This is a genomic window from Bradyrhizobium sp. BLXBL-03 (assembly GCF_051853015.1).
Taxonomy (GTDB): Bacteria; Pseudomonadota; Alphaproteobacteria; order Rhizobiales; family Xanthobacteraceae; genus Bradyrhizobium; species Bradyrhizobium manausense.
Window position 1 is genome coordinate 8,004,064 of the sequence record NZ_CP182470.1, and the last position, 14,198, is coordinate 8,018,261.

The following is a 14,198-nucleotide window of genomic DNA, read 5'->3' on the forward strand; positions in this document are numbered from 1 at the left end:
CTGAGCTGCCATGACGACCTACAGCACCGCGCACTACTTCCTCGAGGCCCTCGTTGACCTCGGGGTCGACTATATCTTTGCCAATCTCGGCACCGACCACGTCTCGCTGATCGAGGAGATCGCGCGCTGGGACAAAGAGGGACGACGGCATCCCGAGGTTATCCTGTGTCCGCACGAGGTGGTCGCGGTCCACATGGCGGCCGGCTATGCGTTCGCAACAGGCCGCGGCCAGGCCGTATTCGTCCACGTCGATGCCGGCACCGCCAATGCGTGCATGGCGATCCAGAATCTGTTTCGCTATCGGCTGCCGGTCATGCTGTTGGCGGGCCGGGCGCCGTTCACCCTGCATGGCGAACTCAGGGGATCGCGCGACACCTATGTCCACTTCGTCCAGGACAGTTTCGATCAGGCGAGCATCGTACGCCCTTATGTGAAATGGGAATACACGCTGCCATCGGGCGTGGTCGTGAAGGAGGCGCTGGCACGTGCGGCGGCGTTCATGCACAGCGATCCACCGGGGCCGGTCTACATGATGCTGCCCCGCGAGACCCTCGCGGAGAGCTGGGACGCGCAGCAAATGCCCGCCTACCCGCCGGCGCGGTATGGCCCGGTCAAGGCCGGCGGGATCGAGCCGGCGCGGGCGCATGAAGTGGCTGAAGCGCTGATGGCGGCCGAGAATCCGATCGCGCTGACCGCCTATCTCGGCCGCAATCCAGATGCCGTCGCGGTGCTCGAACGGCTGGCGCTTGCCTGCGGCATTCGCGTCGCCGAATTCAATCCGGTGACGGTGAACATTCCCCAGGACTCGCCGTGCTTCGCCGGTGGCGATCCGTCCGCCCTGGTCGCCCATGCCGACCTCGGCCTGCTCGTCGATACCGACGTGCCCTTCGTCCCGCAGTCCGTGAAGGCCGCGGATGGGCTGCGCTGGATCCAGATCGACATCGATCCGCTCAAGGCCGATATCCCGATGTGGGGCTTTGCCACCGACCTGCGCATCGCCGGTGATTCGGCGATCATCCTGCGACAGGTGTTGGAGGCCGTCGAAGCGCGCGGCGATGACGACTATCGCAGGAAAGTGCGTCGCCGGATCGAGAGCTGGGAGCCACTGCGCGAGGCCGGCCAGGCGAGGCGACGAGCCGCGGCCACGGAAAGAGGCGAATCGGGCGCGATCAATCCCGCCTTCCTTTTCTCGCGGCTGCAGGCACTCTTGTCGGAACACGACGTCGTCCTCAACGAGGCCGTCCGCAACGCACCGGTCCTGCAGCAGCAGCTGCGCCGCACCAAGCCTCTGACCTATGTGGGTCTGGCCGGCGGCGGGCTCGGCTTCAGCGGCGGCATGGCGCTCGGACTGAAGCTGGCCGATCCGGCGCGCCGGATCGTGCAGGTCGTCGGCGACGGCGCTTTCCACTTCGCCGCGCCGGATACCGTCTACGCCGTGTCGCAGCAATATCGGCTGCCGATCTTCACCGTCATTCTCGACAATGGCGGCTGGCAGGCCGTCAAGGCCGCAGTGCAACGGGTTTATCCCGACGGAGAAGCGCAGCGGGCCGACGCGTTCCTGTCCAGGCTTCGGACCGGACGCCAGGACGAGCAGCGGCATTTCATCGACATTGCCCGTGCCTTCGGCGCTCATGGCGAACGGGTGAGCGATCCGAATCGGCTTGATGAAGCAATCACCCGCTGTCTCCGCGCGGTCGACGCGGGATGCACCGCCGTCCTGCATGTCGACCTCGTGCCGCTGTAGGGCGGGGCATGACACGGTTATTGGGCAACCAATGAGCGCTACAAGACTCCCCCGGTTCCCCACCGCCCAACTTCCCCCGGGTTCCCGCCGCCCAACTTTAAGACACCGGCGACGGCTTCCTTAACCCGTTATTTACCGTAACCGACAAAAGTCAGACTTCGAGGCAGACGACCCGCGCCGAATTCGATTGTCTCGCAAGCGGCACGCGTGGGGAGACTGGAGGCGTCGGGTGGGCGCGGAGTCGGAACCGGACAGAGTCATGAATTCGCGCGTATCGTGGAGTGTTGACGGTATCGATCCATCCGTCAGGGAGCGGGCCGAAGCCGCTGCCCGCCGTGCCGGCATGTCACTCAACGATTGGCTGAACTCCACGCTCGGCGAGACGGCCCCGCCGAACTTTCGCAGCCCTTACGAACAGCCGCGTCAGGATCAACGTCACGATCCGCGTTCGCAGCAGCAGGACATTCAGAACCAAGGAATTGGTCAGGCGAGTCGCGAAGTCGCCGATATCCATCAGCGGCTCGACGCGATCACCCGGCAGATCGAACGGATTTCGAAGCCCGCCGCGCCGCGCCAAGACTCTTCCCGTGAAAGAGACGTCTCGCGCGAGCAGGGCGTGGCCCGCCAGCTCAACGATGCGATCTCGCGGCTCGATGCCCGCCTGTCGCAGATCTCGCGGCCGCAGCAACCGCAGCCGCAGCAGCCTCCGGCGCCACGCGCGACGCCTGCGCCCTCACCCGTTGAAACGCGCCATCGCCAGGCCGATGCGGTCGAGCGCGCGGCCGCGCAGGTCTATCGCAACTCGCCGCCGCTGAGTCCCGCCTCGTTCGACGTCGCGGTCGCCGAGATCACCGCACGGCAAAGCGAGCTTGACGGATTCGCACCGCGGCAGGTGCCGCCGCGCGCTGCGCCGCCGATCGCTCCGTCTGCGCCTGTCTATGCTCCGCCGCCACCGCAGGCGGGGCCGGATTTCTCCGCGCTCGAGCGCCATCTGCTCAAGATCACCAGCCAGATCGAGTCGCTGCAGCGGCCTGACCATACCGAGCAGGCCATCAACGGCTTCCGCGCCGAGCTAGCCGAGATCCGCAACGTCATCACCGAGGCGATGCCGCGGCGCGCGATCGAATCGATCGAGAACGAGATCCGCTCGCTGCACCGCCGCATCGACGAGACCCGCTCCAACGGGACCGACGGCCAGGTGCTGTCAGGCATCGAGCGCGCGCTTTCCGACATCAAGCAGGTGCTGCGCACGCTGACGCCGGCCGAGCAGCTCACCGGCTACGACGAGGCGATCCGCAATCTCGGCGCCAAGCTCGACCTGATCCTGCGCGCCAATGACGATCCCTCGACGGTGCGCCAGCTCGAAGGCGCGATCTCGGCGCTGCGCGGCATCGTCTCCAACGTCGCCTCCAACGAAGCGCTGGCCCGCCTCGCCGAGGACGTGCAGCTGCTGTCATCCAAGGTCGATCAGCTCAATCGCGCCTCGGACCGCGGCGACAGCTTTGCGGTGCTGGAGCAGCGCATCGCCGCGCTCACGACCGCGCTGGAAACGCGCGAGCGGCCGGCGCCTGCCGAGAGCACCGAACATCTGGAAGCCGCGATCCGCGCGCTGTCCGACCGTTTCGACCGCATGCAGGTCGGCAACGACTCCGCCTCGACCTTTGCGCATCTCGAGCAGCGCGTCTCTTATCTGCTGGAGCGGCTCGAGTCCGCCTCGGATCAGCGCGGCAGCAATTTCAGCCGTGTCGAGGACGGGCTGCACGACATCCTGCACCACCTCGAGCGGCAGCAGGCGACCTATGCCGCGCTGGCCGAGAGCCGCAATTCAGCGCCGCCGCCCGATTCCGGCATGGTCGATCTCGTCAGGCGCGAGCTGTCCGACATCCGTTTCAGCCAGGCCGAGACCAACCGCGGCACCCAGGATTCGCTGGAGGCCGTGCACAACACGCTCGGCCACGTCGTCGATCGCCTCGCCATGATCGAGGGCGACCTGCGCGCGGTGCGCGCCGCGCCGCCCGCGCCTGCGCCGATGCCGGTGGCCGCGCCATTGCCGATGGCGGCTCCCGTCGAGCCGGTGCCGATGGCGCGCGAGCAATGGCAGCCTCAACCGCCGCAACCGAAATACGATCCGAAGCCCGAGCTGCCGAATCCCGCCGCCCAGCCGCACGCGCATTCCGGCTTCGTCGCCGCGCCGCGCGAATTCCACGCCGCCGCCCCCACCGCGCCGCCACCGGTGCCGGTGGCGCAGCAAGCTACACCGCCTTTGCCACCGCGCGCGATCAGCGAGATCCTCGAGCCGCACACCGCCCCAGTGCGCGCCGCGATCGCGCCCGAACTGCCGCCGGATCATCCGCTCGAGCCGGGCACGCGTCCGGGCGGCCGCCCCGCCACGACGTCCGAGCGCATTGCCGCGTCCGAAAGCGCGATCAGCGAAATCCCGGCTGCGCCCAAGGAGCCGGTGTCGTCGTCGAGCTTCATCGCAGCCGCGCGCCGCGCCGCACAGGCCGCCGCCGCGCAGCCACAGGAAAAGCCCGCCCGCGGCGTCAAGGCCGCGATCGCGGCGCGCAGCAAGGACAAGGCTCAAGGCAAAGCCCAGGCCGCCGCTTCGGAAGGCGGCTCGACCATCACCTCGAAAATCCGCTCGCTGCTGGTCGGCGCCAGCGTGGTCGTGATCGTGCTCGGCACCTTCAAGATGGCGATGAACCTGCTCGAAGGCGGCAGCGTGCCGCCGGCGCCGCAGGCGATGGAGAATACCAGCCAACAGGCACCGCAGGCGCCGCCGCCAGTCGAGAGCAAGCCGCCCGAGCAGGTCACGCCGTCGATGACCTCGCCGACACCGATCGGCAAGCAGTCCCTGAACAATGCCGCGCCGGCGGCGAGCTCCGGCAGCACGGCTTCGGTCGAAATTCCCCCCGCGCCCGCAGCAGCGCCGCTTCCGCCCGCGGCGAACGGCGATGTCACCGGCGCGCTGTCAGGCACCAGCCGCGCGCGGCTCGGCGTGGTCCAGATCCCGCCGAGCGAGAAGCTGCCTGACGGCATCGCCGGTCCCGCTTTGCGCGTCGCTGCGATGAAGGGCGATGCGACCGCGGCCTACGAGATCGGCGTGCGCTTTGCCGAGGGCAAGGGCGTCGCTGCGAATTACGACGAAGCCGCCAAGTGGTACGACCGCGCCTCGCAGGCCGGCGTGGTGCCCGCAACCTTCCGCCTCGGCACGCTTTATGAGAAGGGCCTGGGCGTGAAGAAGGACGCCGACATCGCCCGCCGCTACTACACGCAGGCGGCCGAACGCGGCAACGCCAAGGCGATGCACAATCTCGCGGTGCTCGACGCCGACGGTGGCGGACGCGGCGCCAACTACAAGAGCGCGGCGCAGTGGTTCCGCAAAGCCGCCGACCGCGGCGTCGCCGACAGCCAGTTCAACCTCGGCATCCTCTACGCCCGCGGCATCGGCGTGGAGCAGAACCTCGCCGAATCCTACAAATGGTTCAGCCTGGCGGCCGCCCAGGGCGATGCCGATGCGGCCGGCAAGCGCGACGATGTCGCCAAGCGCCTCGACCCGCAATCGCTCGCCGCCGCCAAGCTCGCGATCCAGACCTTCAGCGCCGAGCCGCAGCCCGACGACGCCGTCAACGTGGCGACGCCCGCCGGCGGCTGGGACAGCGCCCCGCAGGCGGCCACCAAGCCCGCGCCGAAGCCGGTCGCAACGAAGAAGACGGCGTCGGCGGCGCATTGAACGCGGTTAGCTATCATCAGTCATTCCGGGACGGGCCGCAGGACCGAACCCGGAATCTCGAGATTCCGGGTTCGATGCTTCGCATCGCCCCGGAATGACAGTCTGCATCACGGCGCCTCGATCACGGTCGGCACGCCGGGCTCCAGCAATCGCAGCCGCGGCCCGAACCCGAGCACGTCAAACGTCTTGCGCAAATCCTCGCCGTTCTGGCGGAAATGCGCCCAGCCTTCGGTGTGCACGGGCACGATCATCGCATCGGGAAAGGCGCGCGCGGTCTCGATGGTGTCGTTGGTGTCCATGGTGAGATGGAACGGGCCACGCGTTTGCGCGGCGCCGGCAAACGGCAGCACCACGCCGCACTTGAAGCGGCGCGCAACTTCGGCGACGCCGTCGAACCAGGTGGTGTCGCCGCTGATATAGACCGCGCTCGTGTCCTTGCGGCTCGATTGCACCACGAAGCCGATGACATCGCCCGACAACGGCTCGATGCCGGCAGGGCCGTGACGCGCCGGTGTCGCGGTGATGGTCAGCGTGTTGCCGTCGTCGTCCTTCAGATGCGCGGTTGCCCAGGGCGCGAGGCCCTCGACATGGCCGCCGAGGCGTTTGGCGCCGGCCTCCGTCGTCAGCGCGCGTGGTGCTTTCAGCAAGAAGACGCGCCCTGAATTGTCGAGATTGTCCGAATGCTGGTCGTGGCTGAGCAGCACGGCATCGATGGGGCCGATCGCATCGGCCTTCACCGCCGGGCCGGTGGTCTTCTCCAGCTTCACATGCGGCAATTGATAGGCGCCCGGCGCATCGAAGGTGGGATCGGTGAGCAGGCGAAAGCCGTCGATCTCGATCAAGGCGGTGGGGCCGCCGATCAGGGTGATTGAAACGGGCATGCGGAACTCCTCTTACACCACCGGCTTTGCCGGGCGCGTCACCAGGTAAATGCCGAGCGCCACCGGAATGATCCCGAAGAGGTCGCGCGCCTCGACGTGTTCGCCGAGCACGAGAAACGCGAACAGCATGCCGAGCGGCGGCATCAGGAAATGATAGGCGCTGGCCGCGGTCGCGCCACACACTTTCAGGAGATGAAACCAGAGCCAGGAGGCGAGGATCGAGCCGCCGAGCACGAGGAAGGCGAAGGCGCCAATCAGGCCCGGGGTAAAGTCGATCGCGCGAACATGCGCGAAGGTGAACGCGATCGGCGCGAGCACGATGCCCGCTGCGAGGCTCTGCACGCCATTGCCGATCCACAACGAGCCCTTCGGCGCGAGCAGCTTGAACAGAATGGTGCCTGAAACGATGGAGGCGAGCGAGGCCAGCGTGAAGACAATGCCGTGCGGGCTGTCGGTGCCGACCGAGAGACGGTGCCACACGATCGCCGTCACGCCGACGACGCCGAGCAAAAGGCCGCTCGCCTTGCGCCAGGTCATGCCTTCGCCGAGCAACAGTGCGGCGAGCGCCGCCGTGAACACCGGATTGGTCGAGACGATCAGCCCGCCGAGGCCGGCGGAGACCGATTGCAGGCCGGTATAGCCGAGCCCGAGATAGAGCGCGTTGTTGGCGATGCCGAGCACCGCGAAGATCGCGGCGTCGCGCCAGGACAGTGACCAGGCTTCGCCACGGATCAGCGTGGCACCCAGGATCAGGATGCCGGCCAGCGAGAAGCGCGCGGCGAGCAGGATCAGCGGCGGGCAATGGGTGACGCCGATCTTGCCGGCGACGAAGGCGTAGCTCCAGAGCAAGCAGAACAGGCCGATGGCGAGCGGCAGCGTGTTGAAGCGGGTGCGGGGAACCGAAATCGAAGGCGCAAGCGACATGAGGCATTCTCCTGAACCCCCGATCTAGGGACGCCGCTTGCCATTTGGAAATTAAATGATTAACTGCGGATCAGTTGGTTTTCGAATGGAGGCTGATATGCTCGATCTCGAGCTTCTGCGCAGCTTCGTCTCGGTGGTCGAGGCCGGCGGCTTCACCCGCGCCGGCGAGCGCGTCCACCGTACGCAGTCGACCGTGAGCCAGCAGATCAAGCGGCTGGAGGAGGATGTCGGCCAGGTGCTGCTGCACCGCGACGGCAAGGACGTGCGCCCGACCGAGGCCGGCGAGCGGCTGTTGTCCTACGCGCGGCGGCTGCTTTCGCTTGCGGAAGAGGCGCGCGACGTGCTGCGCCAGCCGGGCGGCGAAGGCGCGATCCGGCTCGGCATCCCCGAGGATTTTGCGGCCTATCGGCTGACGAAGCTGCTGGGCACGTTCTCGCGCTCGCACCCGGGCCTGCGCCTCGACGTGCGCGCCGACCAGAGCAAGCACCTCGCCCGCGATCTCGAACGCGGCGAGCTCGATCTCGCGCTCTACAAGCGCGCGGCCGGCGAGAAGGGCGCGATCGCGGTGTGGCCGGAGCGGGTGCACTGGGTCACCAGCAAGAGCCATCCGGTCGACGTCGACGTGCCATCAGTGCCCCTGATCGGCTTTCCGCTCGGCTGCGTCTATCGCGCCGGCGCCATCCACGCGCTGGAAAGCGCGGGCCGCGCCTGGCACACCGCCTACACATCATCGAGTCTCTCCGGCATCCAGGCCGCGGTGGCCGCGGGCATGGGCTTAAGCATCCTGTCGGAGATGTCGATCCAGTCCGACCACCGCGTGCTGACCGCGAAGGACGGCTTTGCGCCGATCAACAAGACGGAGGTGGCGCTGATGGCCTCGCCCAATGCGAGCCCCGCGACGCTGCGGCTGGCGGATCGCTTGGCGGAGTTCTGCGAGGACGTGCAGGCGAAGGCGGCGTGAGCTTGCGAGATGCGTAGGGTGGGCAAAGGCGCGAAGCGCTGTGCCCACGATCCTTCAATAATTAGCAGGTGGTGGGCACGCTACGCTTTGCCCACCCTACGAGAGCAGCGCCTTCAGTAACACCTTGACGCCGCTATCGCGTGCACGCGGCGATCGCCGAGGAGATGGGCGACAAAGCCGGTCTTCGCAAAGATCCTTGCAAACGCGGCGTCGCGGATGCTGAGGCCGCCGGCATAGGCGCCGAAGGCCGGCATCACGGCGCGCATTCCGTCGCTGGCGAAGCAGCGTCGCTCCATCGATCGGCCGCGGGCGGAGATGCGGGCCTTGGGGTGCAGATGGCCGGCAATCTCGCCAGGCGCGCCTGATGGCTCGTGGCGGAAGGTGATGGGGCCAACAGCAACTTCGTCGGCGACGGTACCGCCGAGATCGCGCGGCAGCATCGGATCGTGATTGCCCGAGATCCAGATCCAGTCGCGGCCGCTCTGTAGCGCGGCGACGGCATCGCGGTCCTCCGCGGACAGGCGCTCATGCGCGGTGCGATCGTGAAAGCTGTCGCCGAGCGCGATGACCGTTTTGGGATTATGGCGGGAGATGACAGCAGCGAGCCGGCCAAGTGTCGCGACGGTATCGTAGGGCGGCAGCAGCACGCCGCGGGTGGCGAAGCTCGAGCCCTTCTCCAGATGCAGATCGGAGACGACCAGCAGGCGCTGCTCGTCCCAGAACAGCGCGCCGGAGAGATCGGCCGCGAAGGTCACATTGATGATGGTGACTCTGGAAACGCGCATGTCCTCGTCATCCCCCGAAATCAGCGCGCCTGCCGTCACGTCTTACCCGCTTCTATCCATCGCCTCTTTGACGAGTTCATCCGCGGCTTCGGCCAGCAGCTCGTCTGCAGCTTCGCCATAAACTGACTCGCGGCCGATTTCCAGCATCACGGGGACGGCGAGCGGGGAGACGCGGTCGAGTTCCCGGTGGGTAATGCGGCCCTGGATGCGCATCAGCATGTCGCTGAGGCGGCGCAGATCCAATAGGCCGGTGGCGGCATCGGCGCGCGCGGCGCGCAGGAGGACGTGATCGGCCTGATGCTTGCGCAGGACGTCGTAGACGAGGTCGGTCGAGAACAGCACCTGGCGGCGGCTCTTCTCTTCGCCGGTGTGGCGGCGCGCGATCAGGCCGGAGATGATCGCGCAGTTGCGGAAGGTGCGCTTCATCAGCGCGGATTCGGCGAGCCAGGCCTCCAGATCGTCGCCGAGCATATCAGGATCGAACAACCCGTCGAGATCGATGCGGCCGTCCCTGATCATGAAAGAGAGGTCGCCGAGCCCCCAGATCGCAACCGCATATTCATTGGCGACGAAGCCGAGCGGCCGGGCGCGAGCGCGCTCGAGCCGACGCGTCAGCAGCATGCCGAGGGTCTGGTGCGCGAGGCGGCCCTCGAAGGGATAGCAGACGATGTAGTGCTTGTTGGCGCGCGGAAAGCTTTCCACCAGCAGCTCGCGCACGGCAGGCACGCGGCTGACGTCCTTCTGCAGCGACAACCAGTCGCGCACCTGCTCGGGCAAGCCACCCCAAGCACGCCCGTCGTCGAGCAGACGGCGGACGCGTTCGGCGAGATAGGTCGAGAGCGGGAATTTGCCGCCCATATAGGACGGCACTTTCGGGTCCTTGTCATGCGCGCGCGAGACATAGACCTGATCCTCGACCAGGGTTTCGTAGCGCACCACCTCGCCGGAGAATACGAAAGTGTCACCCGGACTGAGGCCTTCGATGAAGGCCTCCTCGATCTCGCCGAGCAAGCGGCCGCCGCGCGCGATCACCCCCGTCGAACCGTGACCGCCGCCGCGCGAGCGCACCAGCCGCACTTTCAGCATGTCGTCCTCGACGATGGTGCCGACATTCATCCGGTAGCTCTGCCGCACTTTTGGATTGGCGACGCGCCAGCGGCCCTCCTTGTCCTGCTTGATGCGGGCGAAGCGCTCATAGGTCTTCAGCGCGTAGCCGCCGGAGGCGACGAAATCGACGACGTCGTCGAAATCCTGCCGCGACAGGTCGGCATAAGGCGCGGCGGTGCGGACCTCGGCATAGAGTTCATCGGAGAGAAACGGCTCGCCGCAGGCACAGCCGAGCACGTGCTGGGCCAGCACGTCGAGCGCGCCGGTACGCAAGGGCGGGGTGTCCTGCGCATTCTCGGCGATGGCATCGATGGCGACGCGGCATTCCAGCACCTCGAAGCGGTTGGCGGGCACCAGCACGGCGCGGGAGGCTTCGTCGAGACGGTGATTGGCGCGGCCAATGCGCTGCATCAGGCGCGAGGAGCCCTTGGGCGCGCCGATATTGACGACGAGATCGACGTCGCCCCAGTCGACGCCGAGGTCGAGCGAGGAGGTGCAGACCACGCCGCGCAAGCGTCCTGCCGACATCGCATCCTCGACCTTGCGGCGCTGCGCGACGTCGAGCGAGCCGTGATGCAGCGCGATGGCAAGGCCGTCGTCGTTCATGCTCCAGAGATTCTGGAACAGCATCTCGGCCTGGCTGCGGGTGTTGACGAACACCAGCGTGGTCTTGTTCTGCTTGATCAGCTCGTAGATTTCGGGGAGCGCGTGACGCGCGCTGTGGCCGGCCCAGGGCAGGCGCTCGCTTGTGTCGAGCATCTGAACCAGCGGCGGCGCGGCGCCGCCGGCGACGACGATATCGGCGGCAACTTCCTTGCCTTCGGGCTGCGGCACCAGGAAGCGCGCGAGCTGCTCCGGCTCCGCCACGGTCGCCGACAGTCCGATCGCGCGCATCTGCGGGGCGAGACGCCACAGCCGTGCAAGGCCGAGCGACAGCAGATCGCCGCGCTTGGACGTCACCAGCGCATGCAGCTCGTCGAGCACGATGCGCTTCAGCGAGGAAAACAAAAACGGCGCATCGTCGGAGGACAGCAGCAGCGCGAGCTGCTCCGGCGTCGTCAGCAGAATGTCGGGCGGATAACGCCGCTGCCGCTGGCGCCGCGACACCGGCGTGTCGCCGGTGCGGGTCTCGACCTTGATTGGCAGGCCCATCTCGGCGATGGGGCGCTCGAGGTTGCGGGCGATGTCGACGGCGAGCGCTTTCAACGGCGAGATGTAGAGGGTGTGGAGACCGGCGCTGCGCTGCACGCTGCGGCCGGTGGAGACGAGGGATTTCGCGGGCGTCGCCGGCGCAGAGCTCAGTTCCACCAGCGTCGGCAAGAATCCCGCCAGCGTCTTGCCGGCCCCGGTCGGAGCGATCAGCAAGGCCGATCGATCCTCACGCGCCTTTTCCAGCAGCGCGAGCTGATGTTCGCGCGGCGTCCAGCCGCGGGCCGCAAACCATTGCTGGAAACGGTCGGGCAGCAGCGGGGCCGGCTCGGCCGGAATTTTGAGGATGCGGGGCGGCACGGCGTTAGAGGTAAGCCGTGGGGGCGGGTTCGTCGAGGGGGAGGAGGTCTCGTAGGGTAGGCAAAGCGAAGCGTGCCCACGCATTTTTACAATCGAGAGGAATGGTGGGCACGGCGCAAGGGCGCCTTTGCCCACCCTACGGCATCTCGATTGTGGAGACCCGCTACTCCACCACCGGCTTGTCGGAGACCTCCCAATCCTTGCCGTTGAAGACCTGGATGAACAGCGTCTTCATCGGCGTGTAGTCGTCCGGTGTGTAGCTGTAGGTGACGCCATCGAGGAAGAAGGGCGAGTGGAAGCCATTGAGGTTTGAGGCCTGCTTCAGCACATTGGCCCGCGTCAGCTCATCGCCGCAGCGGCGCAGGATCTCACCCATGGTCACGGCCTGGCCGTAGCCGGCATAGGCGATGGTGTTGTCAGGAGCGACGTTCGGCAGATATTTCTTGCGCAGCTCCTCGAATGCCATGGGCCCCGGGTCCTTTTCCCAACGGCCAGGCCCGGCATCCTTCGCATAGCTGATCGAGACGATGTCCTTGGCATTCTCGAAGCCCGCGGCGCTGAGGATGGATTTGCCGGTCGAGCCGGCCGAGAGCAGCTGCAGCGGCTTCCAGCCGAGCTCGGCCACTTTCCGGATCGACTGCGACGACGCCTTGCCGGTGGAGATGTTGTAGAAAACGTCCGCGCCCGATTTCGACAGGTTGATCAGCTGGGAATCGACCGTCGGATCGGTGAGATCGTAGGTCTGCTCCATGATCACCTGCGCCGTGCCGCCGGCATCCGCCAGCACCTTCTTGAAGGGCCCAAGGAAATCGCGGCCGAAATCGTCGTTCTGGTAGAGGATGCCGATCCTGGCATTCGGCTTCACGTTGATGACGTGTCGCGCTAGGATGCGCGCTTCGGTCGGATAGAGCGGCAACCCCGCCATCGTCCATTTGAACTCTTTCGGATTGTTCCACTTCGAGGCGCCGGTGTTGAGCAGCAGCTGCGGCACGCCCTTGGCGTTCAGATATTTGTGCACGGCGGTTTGCGGCGCGGTGCCGAGCGAGCCGTAGAGCGCGAGCACCTCCTCCTGCTCGACCAGGCGCCGCGTCGCCTCGACGCATTTCGGCGCGCTGTAGGCATCGTCGAGCGTGAGGAAGTTGACCTTGCGTCCGTTGATGCCGCCGCCCTCGTTGAGCATCTGGAAATAGGCCTCGCCGACGCGCCCCAGCACGCCGTAGAGCGAGCCGGGACCGGAATGCGGCACGGTCTGGCCGATCTTGATCTCGGTATCACTGGCGCCGGCATCGTATTTCTTCTCGGCGGCCCGGACATAGGGCGCGGGCAGAACGGATGCGGCGATGGTGGCGAACGCGGCGGCGCTGACATCGCGCCGCGATGGATTCCTGGTCATTGTTTCTCTCCCTGGTTCTGCGCATTGTGCTGGGAACGCAGCGCAGCTCGCAAGTCCGAAGACGCCGCTTTGCAACGCAATGACGCTGAATTGCAGGGTGTTTAGCGCCTAGACTCAAGTTTTCTCGGCGACGATGACGAGGCCGCGCACCGGCTCGTTGTTCTCGTTGCGCGGCGAGCACGGCTCAAGCGTGACGAGCTTCAGGGTGGCCTTCGCAATCGCACCCCGCACATATTCCGCCGAATGGGCATAGCGCAGGCCTTCGCCGAGCACGATGCCATCGCCGTCATGCGTCTCCAGCGTGAAGGCGAGCACTCCGCCTGATACGAGCACGCGCCTGGCCTCGTTCAGCACAGGCGCGAGATCGGAGAGATAGACGAACGCATCCGCGGCGACGACGAGGTTCGCGCTGGCATCGGGCTTGGTGCGCAGGCCCTCGACCATGTCGGCGACTTCGAGCTCGGCATAGAGGTTGGTGGCGCGTGCCTCCTTGATCATGCCTGATGACAGATCGATGCCGATGAAATGGTCGACCTGCTTGGCAAAGGCTGCCGCGGCAAGCCCGGTGCCGCAGCCAAGATCGATGGTGCGCTTGAAGAAGGCCGGCTTCTTCGCCGCGACGCGCGCGGCCAGCACCGCCTTGAAGATCACGCTAGGAGCGCGATAGCCGAGATCGTTGATCAGCGCATGCTCGAAGCGCGGAGCGTATTGGTCGAACAGCGCCTGCACATAGGCCTTGGGCATTTCCGCCATTTCAGTATCGCCCAGCCGCATCAGATGGAGACCGGCCCCGTGCTGATCCTCGGGGTCGGATCGCCGCGCTTCCCGGAACGCTGCGATGGCCTTGTCGCGCTCGCCGAGCTGCTGGCGGATCTCGCCAAGCGTGAACCAGGCCGAGGTGAAGTCAGGGGCGAGCTCGATCGCCTGCTCCAAGAGATCGGCGGCGGCGGGCAGGTCGCCCTTGAGCTGGAGGTCGCGCGCGAACTCGAAACGGCGGTCGGCCATGAGATCGCCGGAGGTCAGGAACAGGCGGAGCGGCATTGCAGGAACCGATTGTCATTGCCGGGCTTGACCCGGCAATCCATCAAAAAAGACCTCTTTAAGAGGATGGATGCGCGGGTCAAGCCCGCGCATGACGGGTTAATTTGGAGCACGATGTTC

General features: G+C 66.7%; 9 protein-coding genes. 3 read left to right on the forward strand and 6 right to left on the reverse strand.

The window, feature by feature from the left end; genetic code table 11:
• The first annotated feature begins 10 nt into the window (after positions 1-10).
• Together ACNJX9_RS37760 and ACNJX9_RS37765 are read left to right on the forward strand one after the other, a co-directional pair.
• Entirely contained in the window at positions 11-1,744 is a 1,734-nt protein-coding gene (locus ACNJX9_RS37760; protein ID WP_439407149.1) for a thiamine pyrophosphate-requiring protein, read from the forward strand.
• Between the two features lie 259 nt (positions 1,745-2,003).
• Entirely contained in the window at positions 2,004-5,477 is a 3,474-nt protein-coding gene (locus ACNJX9_RS37765) for a hypothetical protein (RefSeq protein ID WP_439407151.1), read from the forward strand.
• 107 nt (positions 5,478-5,584) lie between these two features.
• Here ACNJX9_RS37765 and ACNJX9_RS37770 read toward each other — a convergent pair whose 3' ends face one another.
• Positions 5,585-6,358: an MBL fold metallo-hydrolase gene (locus tag ACNJX9_RS37770; RefSeq protein ID WP_439407152.1), complete on the reverse strand. Its 774-nt coding sequence runs from the start codon at positions 6,356-6,358 to the stop codon at positions 5,585-5,587.
• Between the two features lie 12 nt (positions 6,359-6,370).
• Complete coding sequence (locus tag ACNJX9_RS37775) at positions 6,371-7,282, reverse strand: DMT family transporter (RefSeq protein WP_439407154.1); 912 nt, start codon at positions 7,280-7,282, stop codon at positions 6,371-6,373.
• Between the two features lie 97 nt (positions 7,283-7,379).
• Here ACNJX9_RS37775 and ACNJX9_RS37780 point away from each other — a divergent pair, with 97 nt between their 5' ends.
• The gene (locus ACNJX9_RS37780; RefSeq protein ID WP_057746801.1) at positions 7,380-8,243 is read left to right on the forward strand and encodes a LysR family transcriptional regulator; all 864 of its coding nucleotides are present in this window, start codon (positions 7,380-7,382) and stop codon (positions 8,241-8,243) included.
• 113 nt (positions 8,244-8,356) lie between these two features.
• Here ACNJX9_RS37780 and pdeM read toward each other — a convergent pair whose 3' ends face one another.
• The 4 genes from pdeM to ACNJX9_RS37800 all read right to left on the reverse strand — a co-directional run bounded on the left by pdeM (position 8,357) and on the right by ACNJX9_RS37800 (position 14,078).
• Positions 8,357-9,028 carry a ligase-associated DNA damage response endonuclease PdeM gene (pdeM, locus tag ACNJX9_RS37785; protein WP_057745972.1) on the reverse strand — a complete coding sequence of 224 codons (672 nt, stop codon included), beginning with the start codon at positions 9,026-9,028 and terminating at the stop codon, positions 8,357-8,359.
• A 42-nt stretch (positions 9,029-9,070) separates the two neighbouring features.
• Entirely contained in the window at positions 9,071-11,644 is a 2,574-nt protein-coding gene (locus ACNJX9_RS37790) for a ligase-associated DNA damage response DEXH box helicase (RefSeq protein ID WP_439407156.1), read from the reverse strand.
• A gap of 163 nt (positions 11,645-11,807) precedes the next feature.
• Positions 11,808-13,037: an ABC transporter substrate-binding protein gene (locus ACNJX9_RS37795; RefSeq protein ID WP_439407157.1), complete on the reverse strand. Its 1,230-nt coding sequence runs from the start codon at positions 13,035-13,037 to the stop codon at positions 11,808-11,810.
• A gap of 114 nt (positions 13,038-13,151) precedes the next feature.
• On the reverse strand, positions 13,152-14,078 hold the full coding sequence (locus tag ACNJX9_RS37800) for a methyltransferase domain-containing protein (protein WP_439407159.1): 927 nt from the start codon (positions 14,076-14,078) through the stop codon (positions 13,152-13,154).
• Positions 14,079-14,198 lie beyond the last annotated feature (120 nt).